This window comes from Exiguobacterium sp. ZWU0009, assembly GCF_000798935.2.
Lineage (GTDB): Bacteria > Bacillota > Bacilli > Exiguobacteriales > Exiguobacteriaceae > Exiguobacterium_A > Exiguobacterium_A acetylicum.
The window spans coordinates 2,648,824-2,667,897 of sequence record NZ_CP018057.1 but is presented as its reverse complement, the minus strand read 5'-3'; the positions used below and the strand labels follow the sequence as shown (position 1 = coordinate 2,667,897).

Sequence of the window (19,074 nt, the reverse complement as noted above, 5' to 3'; positions counted from 1 at the left end):
ATGTATCAAATGAACGGTTGAGTCAAAAAGGAGAAAATCTTATGAGACCTAGAGCGCGCGTGATTTATAACCCGACTTCCGGGAAAGAGATGGTTAAACGAAATTTACCGTATATCCTCGACCGACTCGAAGCAGCGGGTTATGAGACATCTGTCTACTCGACGAAAGCGGTCGGCGATGCGACGTATGAAGCAGCACGAGCATGCGAAGCAGAATTTGATCTCGTCGTCGCAGCAGGCGGCGATGGTACGTTGAACGAAGTGATCAGTGGAATGGCTGCCTACAATAAACGTCCAAAGCTTGGTGTATTACCTGTTGGAACGACGAATGACTTTGGTCGGGCGATGCGTATTCCATTGACGATTGAAGGGGCGATGGATGTCATCTGCACAGGACATACGATGCCGGTCGATATCGGTAAGATCGAAGGATCAGCAGGCGTCCATTACTTCATCAATATCGCTGGTGGGGGCATCATGACAGAACTGTCGTATGAAGTGCCTTCGAAGCTGAAAACGGCACTTGGACAGCTCGCGTACTATGTCAAAGGGATGGAGAAACTTCCGCAAATCCGACCGACATATGTCGAACTGGAGCATGAAAAGGGTATATTCAAAGGAGAAGTCATGCTGTTCTTGACATCCAATACGAACTCCGTCGGCGGATTCGAGAAGTTGTCACCGAACGCGTCACTCAATGACGGTCGATTCGATCTCTTCATTCTTAAGAAATGTAACCTCGTCGAATTGATTCGTGTCATGCGTCTTGCCTTAAAAGGGGATCATTTCTCGGACCCTTGCATCGAGCATGTCACGACCTCATTCGTCCGCATGAAGAATACATCAGAGATGAGTTTGAACATCGATGGTGAGTTTGGCGGCATTTGCGAAGGCGAGATGACGAATCTTCGCTCTCATTTCGAAGTCATGACACCAAAGTTCCGGATCGAAGAGATGGAACAAATCAATACACAATTACAAGAAGCAGAAACGAACCTCGCGTGAAGCGAGGTTTTTAAGGAGGATATTCATGATTCCAGTACAAAAGAACGATGAACACGTCGTCGAAATCGTCGACCTGACACATGAAGGGTCGGGGGTCGCGCGTATCGATGGGTACACGGTCTTCATCCCAGGCGCATTGCCGACGGAGCAGGTCAAGATCAAAATCACGAAAACGACGAAGTCTTACGGATTCGGTCGCATCATCCGTCAAAAGACGAAGAGTGTCGATCGTGTCGAGCCACCTTGTCCGGTTTACAACCAGTGTGGCGGTTGCCAATTGCAACATTTATCATACGACGCAGAACTCAAGTTCAAGCACAACCGTGTCCGTGACGCGTTCGCGCGCCTGGCAGGTCTTGAAATTCCAGTCCATGAGACGATCGGAATGGAAGATCCGTGGGGTTACCGCAACAAAGCACAAGTACCGGTTGCATTCCAATCGAACAAATTGATGGCTGGCTTCTACCAAAAACGGAGTCACCGGATCATCGATATGGACTACTGCTTGATTCAGAACAAAGAAAACGACGAAGCTGTTCAAGCGGTTCGTAAAGTCCTTGCTGATTTAAAAGTACCAGCATACGACGAGAAGAAAAAAGCAGGTGTCATCCGTCATATCATGGCACGTCATGGCTACCATACGAACGAGTTGATGGTCGTTCTCGTCACAAAGGTCAAACAACTTCGCGGTATCGATAAGATTGTCGAAGGGATTTTAAAGGCGTTACCGAACGTCATATCAATCCAGCACAACATCAACCCAGATGATACGAACGTCATTCTTGGGAAAAAGAACGTCGTCTTGTACGGACCGTCTGTCATCCGCGATCAAATTGCTGGTTTGACGTATGAGATCTCACCGCATTCGTTCTTCCAAGTCAACCCGCTTCAAACGGAGAAACTCTACGCGAAAGCGCTCGAGTATGCTCAGTTAACAGGAGATGAGACCGTCGTTGATGCTTACTGTGGCATCGGCTCGATTTCATTGTCACTCGCACAACAAGCGAAGCACGTCTACGGCATCGAAATCGTACCGCAAGCGATCGATGACGCACGTCGTAACGCCCAAGCGAATGGTATCGAGAACGTGACGTTCGAGTACGGTGCAGCCGAGAAGGTCATGCCGGCACTCGTCAAAGCCGGTATTCAACCGGACGTCATCGTCGTCGACCCACCACGTAAAGGGTGTGACGAAGAGTTCTTGCGTGCTGCAGCAGATGTCGCACCGAAGCGGATCGTCTACGTCTCATGTAATGCGTCGACACAAGCGCGTGACGCGAAGTTGTTAACAGAACTCGGTTATACACTCGTTGAAGTGACGCCAGTCGATATGTTCCCACATACGACACACGTCGAGAGCGTTGCCTTGTTTGAAATAGTTAACAAATCCTAAGTTATGCATGTTCTTTTATATTTGCATTACTCAGATTTGCTTTAGAAATAGATAATTTAAAATTTGTTGAAATATAAAAAGCAGACGGTTTAGAAGTGAACTGAACCCCGAGTGATAGACACTTGAAAAAAAGTGTATCATTCGGGGTTTTTCGTGTGGATACGAATCGCTATAATGAACCTATTCATTCAGACGGGAGAAACAACCATAAGTAAAATCATCTTCACTATGACTCAAATCAATCAGCTCGAAGAAAATCCGAACGTCGCTTCCGTATCAGAACGCTCGATCCAGTACATCGCCGAGTTCAAGGTCAAGGCCGTACGTGAGAATATGGAGGGAAGAGACCTCAATAAATCTTCGTGGAGGCCGGATTCGACCTGACGGTGATCGGGAAACGAAAAGCGCAATCCGCGTTAATTCGCTGGCGCCAAACGTTCCGAAAAGACGGAGAGGAGGGTCTCCTGAACGATAAATGTGGAAAGGCTCCGGGGGTGGACTCCCGAAGTGAGACGAGTCGATGGAGAGACGATTGGCGAAGGCAGAGGCACGAATCAAATACCTGACGGCAGAGAACGAGCTCTTAAAAAAGCTAGAGAAGTTAGAAGGGCAGGCGAAACGTACGAACTAACACCAGTAGAGAAGTATCAGGTCTTCAACACCGTCATCCGCATCGCACAGCTTAAGAATCTCGTCCGCCCACTATGTGAGATCGCCGGAGTGAGCCGCAGTGGCTATTACGCTTGGTTGAACCGTGCGAGGCGGATTCCCTTCTGGAAGAGCATGATTACCTAGATGCGACACTCCTCAAGAAAATCCATGATCGTCACAAAGGCAAAGTCGGTTATCGGGGGCTGTACATGAAGGTGTTCGCTACCCTCGGTTTTCGAATCAACCATGAACGGATTCTCCTACTGATGCGCAAATATAACATCGTGACCAAAATCCGAAGGATGAACCCTTATCGAAATTACCCCGAAGGGGTCATCCTTCATTCGGACCAAGGAAGTATCTATACGTCGTACGCCTTTCAAGAATTCGTTACGAGGAATCACCTAATAAGCAGCATGTCTCGTAAATGAAACTGTTGGGACAATGCAGTTATCGAATCGTTCCACTATAACTTAAAGTCTGAGGAGTTTCAGTACGTCAAGGAAAAATTAGGCTACCTGACACTGAAAAAATACGGTGAACTGGCAGCCTAATCAAGGTGTTTTATATATGTCTCATATTGCTAGGTCAGTCTAAAAGGTCGGGTTCTTGTATTAGTAATGAATAAAAGAAACGTATTTAGGAAGGCATAAGTTGATATTTATATCGCAATAAAATTAAAGGTTTTTGCTGTTTGTAATTAAGCAAATTTGATTTCAATACACAGAATAGAAACATTTATTAGTAACCAATATTAGTTGATTAAAAAAAACATATTTTTTATCTATCCCTCTTAAAAAGTTGTGAAGAACAAGTAGATATCCTCATTGAAAGCTAGATTACAACACGGAGAAAACCTTTCTTTTAAAGCATTCGCTTTACTACATGAGGAAGATATTTGTGTTAAGTTAGGAAAAAGAAAGAAGATATTTTGAAGCGGATTCTAAAAGATGACTTATGTAGAGCATGTCCTAGAGCTAAGAGGTGTTTTTTAAAGAAGAAGGGGAAAAGTCGCTACTCCCAATAAATTTTGTAACATAAAGTAAAAAATATAAAAAGAGGTGTGATTATGATTAAACCTGATTGGAAGGTTTTTGAGGCTAAATTTAGTGAAAATCCACAAGGTAATTTTGAATGGCTTTGCTATATTCTATTTTGTTTAGAGTTTAAAAAAGAAACAGGAATTTTCAGATATAAAAATCAATCTGGTATTGAAACAAATCCGATTTCGATAAATGAAGATGTCATAGGCTGGCAATCAAAATTTTATGATACAACTTTATCACCGCATAAGAAAGAATTAATAGATACTTTAGAAAAAAGTAAAAGGGATTATCCAGAAATAAATAAAATTATTTTTTATACTAATCAAGAATGGGGACAAAGCCATACTTCTGATAAACCAGAACAAAATGATCCTCAGGCTAAAATTGACGTTGAAGCTAAAGCTAATGAATTAGAAATTCAGATAGAATGGAGAACTGCTAGCTTTTTTGAATCTCCATTTGTGACTATGGAAAATGAATTAATGGCTAAACACTTTTTTACTTTCGAAACTAGTATTTTCCAAATGTTATTGGAAAAGGAATTACATACTGAGTCGATTTTAGAAGGAATTCAGACATCTATTTCTTTTCAAGATAAGAAAATAGAAATTAATAGAACCAATCTATTGCAAGGTATTTTAGATAAGATGGAAAGTGAACAAGTTTTAGTTGTTTCAGGAATAGGTGGTGTTGGCAAAACAGCCGTTATTAAAAAGTTATATGAAGATATGAAGGTTGATAGTTCTTTTTATATTTTCAAAGCTAGTGAGTTTGAAACTAACCAGATAAATAATCTCTTTAATGGTTGTAGTTTTAATGATTTTATAGAAGTTCATAAAGAAGATGAAAAAAAGGTGATAGTAGTTGATTCTGCTGAAAAGATATTAGACTTAGAAAAAACAGATCCATTTAATGAATTTATCAATACTTTAATTAAGTGTAGATGGAAAATTATTTTTACTGCAAGAAGTAATTATTTGTCTGATTTAGATATGCAGTTTATAGATCATTATAAAGTTAAGCCGTTCAAATTTTATATTGAGTCTTTAACTTCGGAAGAATTAACCGAATACGCTCAAGAATATGATTTTAATTTGCCTAGTGATGAAAAATTGTTAGAAGTGCTTAGAAATCCCTTTTATTTGAATGAGTATTTAAGACTTTATGATAAAGAAGAATTAATTAATTATAAAAATTTTAAAGATAAGCTATGGGATAAGGTAATAAAAAAATCGAAGCCAGCTAGAGAACAATGTTTTATGAAAATTGCTTTTCAAAGAGCAGATGAAGGACAATTTTTCATTTCACCAAATTCTGATGTAATGACAATGTCGTCTTTCGTACAAGATGGTGTATTGGGCTATGAAACAGCAGGTTATTTTATTGCACATGATATATATGAAGAATGGGCATTAGAGAAGAAAATAGACTCTGAATTTGTTAAAAGAGTTAATTTACAAGGTTTTTTCAATCAAATAGGAGAATCCTTGCCTATTCGTCGGAGTTTTAGAAAATGGGTATCTGATAAGCTTTTACAAGAAGATAGTTCAATTGAAAATCTAATTGAAGAGGTTTTTGAAGCCGAAGATATACCTTATTTTTGGAAAGATGAAATTTTAGTATCTATTTTACTTTCACCATACTCTGATAATTTTATCAGCCTATTTGAAAAAGAAATATTTGAAGATAATTGTAAGTTGTTAAAAAGAATCACTTTTTTACTGAGGGTAGCATGCAAAGAAGTTGATGAAGACTATCTTAAATTAATTGGTTTAGATAGATATTCAATATCACATATGAAATATATAGTAACAAAACCAAAAGGGCATGGCTGGAACAGTGTAATTAAGCTGATTTATCAATATAAAGAGTCTTTTGAAATAGAAACAATAAATTATATATTACCTGTAATTTACGAATGGAATAACAAATATAAAAGCGGTGAATCTACAAGATTAGCGGCTTTATTAGCATTGAGATACTATAAGCTAATTAGTGAAAAAGATAATTATGCTTTCAGAGAAAATGAAACTGAAGAAAAAGTAATCCAAACTATTTTATATGGGGCAAGTGAAATTAGTAGTGAACTTACAACGATTTTTTCAGAAGTAATTGATAATAATTGGAGAAAATATAGGGACCCATACTATAGCCTGGTAAATGCTATTTTATCTAAGTTGGGTGACAACCAAGAAGTTTTGAAGGTACTTCCTAGTTATGTATTACAGTTAGCAGAATTATATTGGATTAAACCAGATGAACCACCTCATCCATATTACAGTAGCTCAGATATCTCAGATGAATTTTCAATTTGTAGTAATAAAATGGATTACTCTCCAGCCAGTGCATTTCAAACTCCTGTATATTGGTTATTGAATTACGCTTTTAAAGAAACTATTGATTTTATTATTAGATTAGTAAATCATACTGCTGAAAGTTACGCAAATTCTGATCTAAGTAAAGGAGAAGTAGAAGAGGTAGAAGTAAATATTAACAATAAGGTGATTAAACAATATGTAAGTGATAGACTATGGAATACTTATCGAGGAACACAGGTTTCACCGGAAATACTTGAATCTGTACATATGGCACTAGAAAAATTTTTGTTGGAACAGTCGAAACGGACAGATTCAGAAATATTGGAAAATAATCTATTATATTTGATTGAAAAATCGAAGTCTGCTTCTATAACTGCGATGGTTGCAAGTATAGTAATAGCTAATTATGAAAAAACATTTAATGTAGCAAAGGTATTATTTAAAACTAAAAAATTCTTTTTTTACGATATCACTAGATCGGTTTTAGAACAAACAGCAATAAGTACATTTAGAATGGGTTATGGGATGATCGCTAAACATAAAGTTCATCAGGACGAAAGAATACAAAGTTGTGGCTATGATCATAGAAAAAAAACACTTGAAACAATTGCTCTGATGTATCAGTTCTTTAGAAATGAGGATACAACAGATGATGAAGCAACTGAAAGAATGGAAACTTTATGGGGTATTTTTGATGATTATTATTTGGAACTTGAAAAGACATCCTTTGAAGAAGATAAAACATGGCGACTGTTCTTAGCGCGTATGGATAGAAGAAAAATGAACCCTATTGTTGAGGAAATTGAGCAAGGTATCCAAATTGATTTTAATCCAGAGCTAGAGCCAGAATTAATAGAATACAGTGAATCTGCTCTTCAAAAAAGCTCCGAGGCTACTAAGTATTTACCATTAAGATTATGGTCTGATTATAAATTTAAAAATGACATTAAATTCAGGGAATATAATAAATATGAAGAAGATCCTTTATTAGCTTTGGCAGAAATCAGAGAGATGCATAAAGAAATACAAGATAGACATGTAGAAAATTCTTTTTTTTCCAGAGGTATTCCCTCGTATGTATGTGCAGTTTTAATTCGAGATTATTTTGAGATTCTTTCAGAATCCGACAAAGAATTTTGTAAAGAAGTTATTCTAACTTTCGCTTCATCTTCTTTAAGGGGCAATTACGCATATCAAATTGGAGATGGTGTTGAAGCTGCTATTGCGATCTTACCGATTTTGTTGAGGTATTTCCCAGAAGAAAGTGAACTTGTTAAAGGCATTCTATTAATTACCCTGTTCGATAGTAATCCTATAGGAATAACTACGGACTTTTCAAGTTATTCAACTAAAGCAATCTTAAATGAATTGTGGGATACAAACTTTGAAGATGCACAATCTTTATTATTGGGATACTTATATTTAAAACCTAAGTATGAAGATATGCGAGAAAAATTACGTATAGAGAATTTTAATAAGCATAGAAGTTTGGGTGTTGATGAAGACTTTTTACAAAAGTTCATAGAAGAATATGAAGCCGATATAGACAAATTTATGGGGAATAAAATTATATTTGAAGAAATTGAAAATATTAGCGATATTTCTCCACGTATTTTAAAAACAGCATTTCAATTAATTCCACTCGGAACTAATAATGTCGTTCATAAGTGTTTAATTAAAAGTATAGTAACAGTGTTTGCTGAAAAGCTATTACTGGATGATCGAAGAAATAAAATGGATTACAAAGTCAGTCATGATTTTCTGGTGAAGTTAGCAGAAATTGTATTGTCTGCTTCGAGTAATGATATACAAGAATATTTGAGTCCATTTATAGAAAAATTTAATAATAATGAATCTATGGCTGACCTATTTAAAGAATTTATTTATGTAGAAGATATCCTAAAAAAATATGATGAATTTTGGTTGGTATGGGATTTGTTTTTTGAAAAAGTTGTTGAATTAAACCAAAAACGTAAAAATAGTTACGGTAATTCGCGACTAATTAAAAGCTTTCTTTTTGCCGAAACATTGTGGAACGATAACATCAAAGAATGGCACTCTTTAAATGAACAAAATAAAAGATTCTTAATGAAAGTTACAAGACGATTAGGCGATGCACCGGCAGCTTTATATTCAATTGCTAAGTTATTAAATGGGATTGGACAACATTTCATTAAAGAAGGAATATCGTGGATTTCAAGTATGTTATCTAATAATAGGGATTTATGGAACGATGAACTAGAAGATTATACTATCTATTATTTAGAGAGTGTTACTAAAAAATATATTCACATCAATCGTGAGAATATCCGACGAGAAGCTAGGTTAAAGCGGGAAGTTCTAACTGTACTAGACTTTCTAGTTGAAAAGGGATCGGTAGCCGGATATATGTTAAGAGAAAGTATCTTATAAAATACAGACTAAAGATTCAATTGTTCATGGATATACCATCATTCATTCAGTGTTAAAAGTTTAGTAATAAGGTGATTCGACTACATCTTATTCATTAACTGTCTACTCTCAACACTCACCACACGTCGAGAGCGTTCCCTTGTTCGTCCGTAACTAAATCCAAAAATGCCTCTTTCCTTAAAGGAAGGAGGCATTTTTATACTCATTTGTGCTGATTGTCATTCAGCTTCTGTTGATTCATCCTCATTAGCCGATTGTGCTGTATTCGGGAACAACTCAGCAAGAACACGTTCACTTGCCGTGCCATCATCTAGACTACAGAACCGCTCGAGGAAACGGTCATACTTTTCTTGATAAGCGAGAGATTTCGTATCGATTTGTTCGATATAATCGATGACTTGATCCGTCTCTTTCAAGAGTGGTCCCGGAACGACTGCTTCAAAATCGAAGTAGAATCCACGTAACGTCGACGCATATTTCTCTAAGTCATACGTAAAGAAAATCATTGGACGCTGTAAGTGTGCGTAATCGAAGAAGACAGACGAATAGTCAGTGATCAGTACGTCACTGATCAAGTACAACTCTGCGATATCGCCGTACGAAGAGACGTCATAGGCGAATCCTTCGTGTCCACTAATGTCCATGTTTTGAGCGATCAAGTAATGCATCCGGAGCAAGACGACATAATCGTCACCAAGGCGTGCCTGCATCTCATTCAAGTCGAGCTGGAGATCAAAACGATATTTTCCACGAGCGATGAACTCGTCATCTCGCCATGTCGGTGCATATAAGACGACTTTCTTTTCAGCAGGGATATCCAGGCGTGCTTTGATTTCACTGATTAAACCAGCTTGATCGTCTGCATATAAGAGGTCGTTTCGTGGGTATCCCGCCTCAAGCATCGTGTTTTGGAAACCGAACGCACTCTTGAAAATTTCGCTCGAATAGGCATTCGGAGAAATGAGGTAGTTCCATTCCTGTGCTTGGTTGTAGAAGTTCCGTTTGTAGCGGGTTGCATTCGTTCCTGCCATATGGACTTCTTCCATGTCGAGACCTAGTCGTTTTAATGGTGTACCGTGCCATGTCTGGAGATAGATCGTCTCTTCGCGTTTCGTTAAGCTGAGTGGCTGACGCGTATTGAAGATCCAGTACTTCGCCCGTGCCATTGCTTGGTAGTATGCGAAGCTGTTTTTGAGCACCCAGTTCGGGCAAGCTTCCTTGACGTCATCTGAAGGCTCATTCGCAAAAATCCAGACGAGCTCAAGTTCAGGACGTTGTTCTTTTAATTTCAGATAAAGAGCCTTCGGATTATCGGAGTAGCTTCGTCCGAGGAAACTCTCGAATAAGACAAGGTTCTCTTTGACCGGCATCTTTTGGAACAGACGATAGAGCATGAGACCGTTCTTGATTTTTTTACGTCGTGCCGTCCGTAACGTTTGTTTTGTCTTAACAGCAGTGATATATGAACGGAACATGATATACGAACCCGTTGACCATGCTTGCAGGTACTTACTCTGTGCCTTCGTTCGTCTTAAATCGTAAGCGACATGACGGAAGACGTCTGCCTGCTGACTTTTTGAAGAGCTTCGCTCAAGCAATGCGCGACCACGTTTTGAGATGAAACGTTTGTACCATGTATTCAAGAACTTTTGAACGTCATGATCCTGCGTATGGGCAGATAACATGCCATAAATTCGTGAGATATCGGACAATGTCGTGATATCGCGTGCTTGATAGAGCGATTGTCCTTCGAGTGGCGTACTGCGTGAGTTTCGACCATAGACGACGTAACTGACCGATGTCAGGTTCGTCAATTTCGAGATGATCGTATGGGCGATGATCGTATCGGCGAACCATCTTGTCTCAAGAACCGGCAAATCGTTCAACAAATCCTTTTTGATCATCCAACCATGAATCGTCGTCAGATGACGTGAACTGAACTTTGTACGGGTATAGAAGAAATAACGATCATCATCGATCGGCATGAGCCATTTCTTCTTGTTGTAGACGGGCGAGACTTTACCGATGATGACTTCACCTCGTGATTTCTCATAGGCTTTGATATACGTATAGAGCGCACGTGGTGCGAGGATATCATCGCTATCGAGGAAGGTAACGTAATCACCTGTCGCGACTTCAAGACCGCGTCGACGTGCAGCGTAAGTTCCTTGATGCGCCTGTTCCACGATCGTACATGTCGGATAGAGGGAACGGAGCTCATCGATGTATGTGCTCGGACCATCAAAGACGACGACGATTTCCACCGGGATAGATACCTTCTGGTCGAGAACGGATTGAATGGCTGCCTTCGTTTGTGATTCAGTTTGATAGACAGGAATGATGACACTAATTGAGTTCATGTTGATTCTCCTTTTTGATGAAAGAATCCGTCAAAAACGGATTCACGAAAATAGTTCCTGTTGAATAGGATATCACAAAACGAAAAAAAGGCACGACTCTCTTAAAATTCACTTCGTTGTCGATAATGCGTTGGGGTCTCACCGGTCGTCTGTTTAAAAGCTTGACTAAAATGACTTTGGCTCGAGAAATGCAACTTGTTTGAGATGTCAAGCAGCGAGTCGTCGGAAGAACGTAAGAGGCGCTTCGCTTCCCGGATGCGTTCCCGGATGACGTATCGGGCAAGTGGTAACCCTGTTTCATCTTTAAATAGAACGGACAAATAATTAGACGAGACATGGATGGCTTGACTGATCGATGAGACAGACAATGGTTCATAGAGATGTTGCTGAATATAGCGAATCGCAGCCAGTACATGTGGGGAATGCCGTAGCGCCTGAAGTTCCTTGACGGCTTCTGCAAATGACACCGTAATACGGACGTGACGATTGCGGAGTTCGGCAATACTCGTCGCTGCTTCGATCGTCTCGATCATCCGGTCGCTTAAAGAGAACGCTTCATCGGGTTCGAGTCCTCCGCGAATCGCAGCGCGTGCGCTCAACAGAACAGTTCCAAGCAACAGATTCTTTTCTGCACGTAACGGCTGATGTCGCGCGAGCGTTCCAAATTCACCATAAGCAGGTAAGGAGTAGGTCGTTGCGAGTCGCTCACTTTGACCCGTTGCGATCCAATCGATGATTTGTTGTTCCCGTTGCCATGCTTTACGATACGCGGTCACACCAGTATGCGAGGGAGCATCTGCGACGAGCGGAATTTCAGCTTCCTGAATCTCAGACAGCTGTTCGATTTCTCGCTTCGGCAATGCTTCCCCGTGCAACAAGCGATACATCAGATGGGCACAATCAATCAATCGGTTCTCCGTCGTGCGCGGCAAGACCTTATAAAACTGATGATACGCTTCGTCTTGAATGTGCGCCCGAAAAAGAGCGGATTGCAATAAAACAGGTCCAATCCGGTACATTCCTTGTTCCGGAACGTCTAAAAAGAGGTAAGCTGTTCCATCTTTCAGGGTATAGAGTAGAGGAGTCTTCTTAAGTACTGGCCATTCGTTCTCAATCGGCAAGGTTCCGGGATGAGGTGGAGCTTCTGGACGTAATGCAAGCGGAGTACCATGATGATCTCGGTACGTGACGAAAAAACCGGTCATCCCGTAAAGGTGCTCTGCGATTTGCGTCAAGTCAGATGTCGACAAGCGATTCATGACACGACTCCTTTCGAAATAAAGTGGATTGCTTCTAGTGTATGTCCTCTTTCACGGATAGTCGAGAACGAACCAAGAAAAAACGAAGCCTTCCGAAAAAGGCTTCGTCTGCACATGCAATCGGAAAAGCCGAGGGATCTTTTGAATCTTTCATCGTCCAGTAGTGCGAGAATGGATTCTTTACACAAAAATATTTCTTCTCAACAGGTAATCTCTTAAATGGATTCATCTGTCAAAGTAAGAATCTAGTCGGCAAGGCTTCTTCCGTTGCTTGCATCAACCCGTTGATGTTACCGGTCAGTTCATCTTTCATCTTGGAACATCGAAATAGTATAGCTAAATATGAAGGAATTATGTAGAGATTTTCATCATTTGAGAAATGAATCAACGCGGGGTTCATGATAAAATGAAAAGGGTGTCACAGAGTGGCTAGGGAGGAACAGAAATGAATATTGCTTTTTTCTTATTACCTAAAGATGAGGTGAAATATTTAGATCCTGAGTCAACGGTCAGACAAGCACTAGAAAAGATGAAACATCATCGTTTTACGTCGGTCCCACTCGTTGACAATAAAGGGAAATACGCAGGAACGCTGACAGAAGGCGATATCTTGTGGGCACTCGAAGCAAATCTCGAGCATGCCGATTATGACCACGTCTTGCAGACGCGATTAACCGATATCAAACAACGCGTCCGTTATAAACCAGTTTCAATTACAGCGCAAATGGAAGAGATGATTGAAGTCATTACCGATCAAAATTTCGTCCCCGTCATTGATGACGGAAGACATTTTATCGGGATCATCCGACGACGTGATATCATCGATTATTTTGCTAAAAAAGTAGCACGAGAGAATGTCAGTTATTAAAAATGAATAAAACTAGTAAAAAAAGCACTTATTTTCACAGAAATGTGGGAAGAAGTGCTTTTTATTGCCCCAAAACGACTTCACGAAACGGGAGGAGACGACGATATAGAAGCATAATGACAATTTAGGGAGGACGATGTGTTGCGACGTTTATCACCAGTCTTCATCGTAGAAGCTTTTCGAAGACGCTCCTACTATAAAACGTTCTCATGGATGATTGCGATCATCGGTTTGGTGGCGTTGATCGTCGCGTGTCAGCATTTGACGAAAACGTTGGATGAAGGGTATCGCTTCAAGGAATCGGGTAAAACGATTGCCGAAGTGACACCTTTTAATCGTGCCGAACAAGAAGTGACGCGTTACTATTTTTCATCTTTGAATGACGACACTGATTTGGCGCAAGCTTCAGAACGGGCCAATCGATCGCTCGAACAATTGACGGACCGGCTTCCGAATATGAAAGCGACCGAGTCGACACGCGAAGAAGTCCTGACAGAAATCAAAAAACTACAACGACAAGGATACGAATCGAATCATCGCTTTTTCACGACGATGACGAACTTCAAAAGTGAAATCATCTTCAATCAGCTCGTGCTAAGTAAAGAAACAGGGTCTTATTATAATGTGTTCTCCAATCTGATTTTGATGGAAGAACAACTGGGTAAGTCCGCTGAAATCTTGAAGAATGCCCGACAAAAAGAAGAACCTAGTTCCATAGATCAGTTACGGATTCAACAGATGCGGATCGATTTACCTTTGCGACAGGAGTCGCTCATCAAATCCTTGTACGACGTGATTCCGCTTCAAAATGATGCAGGACGTCAGGATATCGCAATCATGCGGGAACAGATGGATGCCTACACACAAACGCTCGATGACCTATTACGTGCTCCGAAAGATTCAACGTACGTTGCGTTAGCAAATCAAGCCGAACAATATGAATCCAGCATGTATCGTCTATACGATCAAGAACTTAATCAAGTCGCGCAAGAAATGCAAGATCGAGGCAATCAAATCATTCGTAATGCCTGGCTTCTGTTTGGCGCGACCAGTGTCTTGATTCTTGGATTATTGATATTGACCTTATCGTTATTACGCGCGTTTCGCCAAGACCTTTCTTTACTGAAGGGAGAAGCGAATACCTTCGCGGAAGACCGCCGACAATCCGGTTATAACGTACCAGAGCGAAATGATTTCCAGCCCGTCGTCCAAGCCTTTCGGACGATGACGGCCATCATTGCTGGGTTATTAGACCATAGTGATGCGAAGACAAAAGAGATTAAACAAAAGAAAGCGGAAATCGAATCACTCTTTTCCCAAAATACCGATCCAATCTTTGCGATGTCATCGGATTACACGATCGTGAACGGGAATGAACGCTTTCGACAATTAACGGATGCGCCGGCGGGATGGACGATTGAAGAACTGATTCATCCGGCTGATTTGAACCGGATGCGCCGGGCGTTGAGACGATCGCTGGAAGGGCAGAGTCAGACGATTCGTTGTAAGATGCTCTTTAATGAAAAGATTTTGAACATGTTCGTCAATATCATCCACGTCGCAAACAAAGAGGATGACACAGGCGTCGCACTCTACTTATCCTGCCATGATGAGACGGATCAGTTCCGGCGGGAAGAACGAATCACACAACTCGCACTCTTCGATATGTTGACGGGCTTGTTGAACCGGAATGGTTTCGAGCAAAAGATGGCAGATGCCCTAAAAGCACCTCAACCGGGAGAACTCGTCACTATCAGCGTCCGGCAATTCCGACGAATCAATGATATCTACGGACATGGTGCGGGAGATCAGATTCTAAAAGATCTTGCGAATCGCCTCAAGCATCATTTCATCGGAACGGGACAAGCAGCACGGATTGGTGGAGATGAATTCGCCGTGTTGGTCGGACAACAGGATATCGTCGATTACCAGAAATTAAAGCAGGTCATCGAACATGTCTATGAGATTAACGGAGAATACGTCAATGTCAGTATCAGCATGAGCATGGTCCGTTACCCGGATGATGCAGTGGCGGTCACCTCCTTATTATCCTCAGTTGATATCGCGATGCAACATGCGAAACAACAGACAGAGGGTGGACCAATCTGGTTCGAGTCCTGGATGAGTGCGGAGTATCTTGAATCGGTTGCCCTCGAAGGGGAATTACGAGAAGCGATCGAGAAGAACGAGCTACAATTGTTCTATCAACCACAGATTAATCTCGCAACAGGTCAGGTCGATGGCTGTGAAGCACTCTTGCGTTGGTTCCACCCTGAACGGGGAATGATTAGTCCAGCAATCTTCATTCCGATCGCTGAACGATCGATGTTGATTGAAGAGATTGGGATGTGGGTCGTTGCTGAAACGGTTCGACAAGTCGAAGAGTGGAAGGACACGGAGCTCGGAATACTACGTGTCTCAGCGAACTTATCCGTCAAAGAGCTCGTCTCCGGTCGAATCGTCGATTACCTGACCGATGTCCGAGAGATTCATCCGGGGATTGAACAACGGATGGAACTTGAAATCACAGAATCGTTTGGTGTCTTTTCAGACACACGCGTATTTGATGCCTTACAGACATTGCACCAGATGGGATATCGTCTTGCGATTGACGACTTTGGTACGGGGTATTCTTCCTTGTCGTACTTAAGTCGATTACCGATCCAGCGGCTAAAAATTGATCGTTCGTTCATCAGTGGTCCGGATGCGTGTTCAAACGCACCGCTCATCGAGACGATCATCAAGCTTGCTCATACGCTGAAGTATGACGTCGTCGCTGAAGGAATCGAGGAACTTGAACAAGCGGATCATTTACGAGTGCTTGACTGTGAGTATGCGCAAGGATTCTATTATTCAAGACCGATTCCAGCTGACGAGTTTCGGGTCTGGTACGGGAAGTACCATGAAAAGCTTCTATCTGAATGAAATGAGTCCTATCGTCGTTTTACGAACGTTTTTGTCATCCTTGCTTTCCACAGGCGGGAGGTAAGCCGCGGCACCACGCACTCCATTCGGTGTGCCGGGTCTTACCTAACCCTGACGAAAGCGGAAGTCATGCTTTCTTTTCCTCTAGGAGTCAAGGATGAACATATACGTTCTATAATCATGTAGCAAAAAAGAAGAGGCGTTTTCCAGATGATATTCTGGAAAACGCCTCTTCTTTTATTGATGTTGCTCGAGATGTTCTGACTTTTAGCCAGTACGACCTTGCACGCAAAGAATTAAACGCGATCGAGCACGATGTCGTCTGCTTGTTCAAGGTAGGTTTTAACCGGTGCGACGGCTGCCTCGACCGTACCTGGTGCGAACGGAGACTTCAATCCAGCACGTTCGACGAGCGTGAGGAAGCTTTCCGATCCGCCGGCACGACAGAGATCGAGATACGACTTCCAAGCCGCTTCCCGGTCTTGTTCCATCCATGCATAGAACTGGAAGGCACAGACTTGAGCAAGTGTGTAATCGATATAGTAGAACGGACTACCGAAGACGTGTCCTTGTTGATGCCACCATGCACCTGAATCGAGATAATCGTTCGCTTCGTAATCACGATGCGGTAGGTATTTCTTCTCGATCGTCCGCCATGCTTCGCGACGCTCAGCTGGTGTCAATTCCGGTTGGTTGTAGATGACGTGTTGGAACTCGTCAATCGCAACGCCGTACGGAAGGAATGTGACGCTTCCTGCGAGGTGATTGAATTTGTATTTCGCTGTCTCTTCACCGAAGAACTCTTCCATCCACGGATAAGCGAAGAATTCCATCGACATCGAGTGGATCTCACACGCTTCATACGTTGGGAAAGCACTCTCTGGAGCTGTCAGGTGACGGCTCTCATAGACTTGGAAGGCGTGCCCGACTTCGTGAGTCAGGACATCGATGTCGCCTGCCGTTCCATTGAAGTTCGAGAAGATGAACGGGAGTTTTTCGTCTGCGATGTAGGTACAATACCCACCGCCGGCTTTCCCAGGCTTCGCCGTTAAATCGAGTGCTTCCCGGTCGAGCATGTAGTTGAAGAACTCGTTCGTCTCCGGTGACATCTCCGCATACATCTTTTTGCCGCCTTCGATGATGAACGACTCTTCGCCTTTCGGTGTCGCATTCCCAGACTTGAAGGCAAATCCTTCATCGTAGTAATACAACTGATCGACGCCGATCCGTCGTTGCTGGCGCTCTTTGAGTTGTGTCGCGAGTGGAACGATCGTCTCGCGGATTTGTTCGCGGTATTGTTCGACCATTGATTGGTTATAATCGACGCGGAGCATCCGTGCGTATCCGAGCTCGACGAACGATGGGAAACCGAGTGTCTTTGCGATATCTGTCCGGATCCGGACGAGTTTGTCGTAAATCGTATCGATTGCTTCACCATGCTCGTTTAAATAGCCATAGCGTGCTTCAGAAGCTGCTTTACGGACATCACGATCAGGGGATTGAAGATATGGACCGAACTGCGATAAGTTGAGCGTCTTGCCATCGAACTCGATTTGAGCAGAAGACATCAGTTTTGTATATTCACTCGAGAGACGGTTCTCTTCTTGGAGTTTCGGAATGATTTCTTCCGAGAACGTCTTCAGGCTCGCTTCAGCAATTAGGAATAACTGTTTGCCTTGCGTCTGTTCGAGTTCACTACGGAGTGGGTGCGTCGTCAACGCTTGATAATAGCTTGAGACATATCCTTGATAGATTGCACTCGCTTCATCAAAGAATCCTTGCTCCGTTTCGTAAAACGTATCACGTGTATCAATCGTATGACGGATCTCGACGAGCTGGCTTGCCGTTTCAAATTGATTTCTGAGGGTATTAATCTCAGTGATGGCTGCGTTTGCTTCATCTACCTGTGTGGCTTCCGTCAGTCGAGCGATCGCTTGATTCATTGATGTTTCAAGCAAGGCAAGGTCAGGACGGACATATGTAATTTCTGAAAATGGTAACATGTAAGCGCCTCCTTATGATTTCTAACTATTATCACACAAAAATACTTGCAAAACTAGAGGGACAAACGTATGCTTTTTGTGAGAACGTGAGCGAGCTGTCTAACAGCTTACTCCTATAAAAAATCGAAACTTCCATTCGGAAGAAAAACGATCGAGAAAGTAGAGGGATAGTATCATGGGATTCTTAAAAAAATTGTTTGGTGGTAACGACGCAGGAAACGCGAAAATCGCTTCTGCACTTACAGGTAAAATCGTCAACATCGAGAACGTACCCGATCAAGTTTTCTCTCAAAAAATGATGGGCGACGGTGTCGCGATCGAACCAACAGAAGGTAAAGTCGTCTCGCCGATCAACGCGACGGTCGAAACGATCTTCCCGACGAAACACGCAATCGGTCTTAAAGGTGAAGATGGTCTTGAACTCTTGATCCACGTTGGTCTTGATACCGTTAACCTCAAAGGCGAAGGCTTCACGGCTCACGTCCAGTCAGGTGACAAAGTCAAAGCAGGAGACGTCCTCGTCGAGTTCGACCTTGACTACATCCGTGCGAACGCACCATCGACGATCACACCGATCATCGTGACAAACCACGATCAATTCACGCTTTCAGCTGTACCAGCTGAAGGAACTTCTGTTGTCGCAGGTGACACAGAGCTCTTCAAAGCAACTCATAAATAAGATACGATACGCCTCCATCCCTTGCGGATGGGGGCTTTTTTGATGTCTCCTCCCTTGTCTTACCGTTTTGTAAGAGAAGTGAAAGCAAAGTCCATTTTGAGAAAAGCATGGAAGGACTAGACTAAGTGTAATGAATCAAACACAGGAGGCATTACA

General features: G+C 42.0%; 9 protein-coding genes and 1 pseudogene. 7 read left to right on the top strand and 3 right to left on the bottom strand.

The window, feature by feature from the left end; genetic code table 11:
- The first annotated feature begins 41 nt into the window (after window positions 1-41).
- From L985_RS13885 to avs4, 4 genes and pseudogenes are all read left to right on the top strand, one after another.
- A complete protein-coding gene (locus tag L985_RS13885) occupies window positions 42-1,004 on the top strand; it encodes a diacylglycerol kinase (RefSeq protein ID WP_029342573.1) in 963 nt (320 codons plus the stop codon).
- Between the two features lie 25 nt (window positions 1,005-1,029).
- Complete coding sequence (rlmD, locus tag L985_RS13880) at window positions 1,030-2,397, top strand: 23S rRNA (uracil(1939)-C(5))-methyltransferase RlmD (RefSeq protein ID WP_047393087.1); 1,368 nt, start codon at window positions 1,030-1,032, stop codon at window positions 2,395-2,397.
- A gap of 743 nt (window positions 2,398-3,140) precedes the next feature.
- Window positions 3,141-3,338, top strand: a pseudogene (locus L985_RS17285) (transposase); the annotation flags it as partial.
- A gap of 779 nt (window positions 3,339-4,117) precedes the next feature.
- The gene (gene avs4 / locus L985_RS13865) at window positions 4,118-8,824 is read left to right on the top strand and encodes an AVAST type 4 anti-phage nuclease Avs4 (protein WP_052169443.1); all 4,707 of its coding nucleotides are present in this window, start codon (window positions 4,118-4,120) and stop codon (window positions 8,822-8,824) included.
- Window positions 8,825-9,042: 218 nt separating this feature from the next.
- Here the strand turns inward: avs4 and L985_RS16810 are convergent, their stop codons facing one another.
- The gene (locus L985_RS16810; protein WP_083254822.1) at window positions 9,043-11,184 is read right to left on the bottom strand and encodes a bifunctional glycosyltransferase/CDP-glycerol:glycerophosphate glycerophosphotransferase; all 2,142 of its coding nucleotides are present in this window, start codon (window positions 11,182-11,184) and stop codon (window positions 9,043-9,045) included.
- Window positions 11,185-11,285: 101 nt separating this feature from the next.
- A complete protein-coding gene (locus tag L985_RS13850) occupies window positions 11,286-12,443 on the bottom strand; it encodes a helix-turn-helix domain-containing protein (RefSeq protein WP_047393095.1) in 1,158 nt (385 codons plus the stop codon).
- A gap of 445 nt (window positions 12,444-12,888) precedes the next feature.
- On the opposite strand from L985_RS13850, the gene L985_RS13845 reads away from it, so the two are divergent.
- Window positions 12,889-13,311 carry a CBS domain-containing protein gene (locus L985_RS13845; RefSeq protein ID WP_029342568.1) on the top strand — a complete coding sequence of 141 codons (423 nt, stop codon included), beginning with the start codon at window positions 12,889-12,891 and terminating at the stop codon, window positions 13,309-13,311.
- Window positions 13,312-13,449: 138 nt separating this feature from the next.
- Window positions 13,450-16,236 (top strand): putative bifunctional diguanylate cyclase/phosphodiesterase, encoded by a 2,787-nt coding sequence (locus L985_RS13840; RefSeq protein WP_047393098.1) that lies wholly within the window; start codon window positions 13,450-13,452, stop codon window positions 16,234-16,236.
- A 296-nt stretch (window positions 16,237-16,532) separates the two neighbouring features.
- Here L985_RS13840 and L985_RS13835 read toward each other — a convergent pair whose 3' ends face one another.
- On the bottom strand, window positions 16,533-18,239 hold the full coding sequence (locus L985_RS13835) for a M3 family oligoendopeptidase (protein WP_047393102.1): 1,707 nt from the start codon (window positions 18,237-18,239) through the stop codon (window positions 16,533-16,535).
- Between the two features lie 175 nt (window positions 18,240-18,414).
- Between L985_RS13835 and L985_RS13830 the strand changes: the two genes are divergently transcribed.
- Window positions 18,415-18,918 (top strand): PTS sugar transporter subunit IIA, encoded by a 504-nt coding sequence (locus L985_RS13830; protein WP_035396161.1) that lies wholly within the window; start codon window positions 18,415-18,417, stop codon window positions 18,916-18,918.
- Window positions 18,919-19,074 lie beyond the last annotated feature (156 nt).

Bases quoted from the DNA above. Each gene is read 5' to 3' on its own strand.
- L985_RS13885 (WP_029342573.1), top strand. From the start codon at position 42: ATGAGACCTAGAGCGCGCGTGATTTATAACCCGACTTCCGGGAAAGAG.
- rlmD (WP_047393087.1), top strand. From the start codon at position 1,030: ATGATTCCAGTACAAAAGAACGATGAACACGTCGTCGAAATCGTCGAC.
- avs4 (WP_052169443.1), top strand. From the start codon at position 4,118: ATGATTAAACCTGATTGGAAGGTTTTTGAGGCTAAATTTAGTGAAAAT.
- L985_RS16810 (WP_083254822.1), bottom strand. From the start codon at position 11,184: ATGAACTCAATTAGTGTCATCATTCCTGTCTATCAAACTGAATCACAA.
- L985_RS13850 (WP_047393095.1), bottom strand. From the start codon at position 12,443: ATGAATCGCTTGTCGACATCTGACTTGACGCAAATCGCAGAGCACCTT.
- L985_RS13845 (WP_029342568.1), top strand. From the start codon at position 12,889: ATGAATATTGCTTTTTTCTTATTACCTAAAGATGAGGTGAAATATTTA.
- L985_RS13835 (WP_047393102.1), bottom strand. From the start codon at position 18,239: ATGTTACCATTTTCAGAAATTACATATGTCCGTCCTGACCTTGCCTTG.
- L985_RS13830 (WP_035396161.1), top strand. From the start codon at position 18,415: ATGGGATTCTTAAAAAAATTGTTTGGTGGTAACGACGCAGGAAACGCG.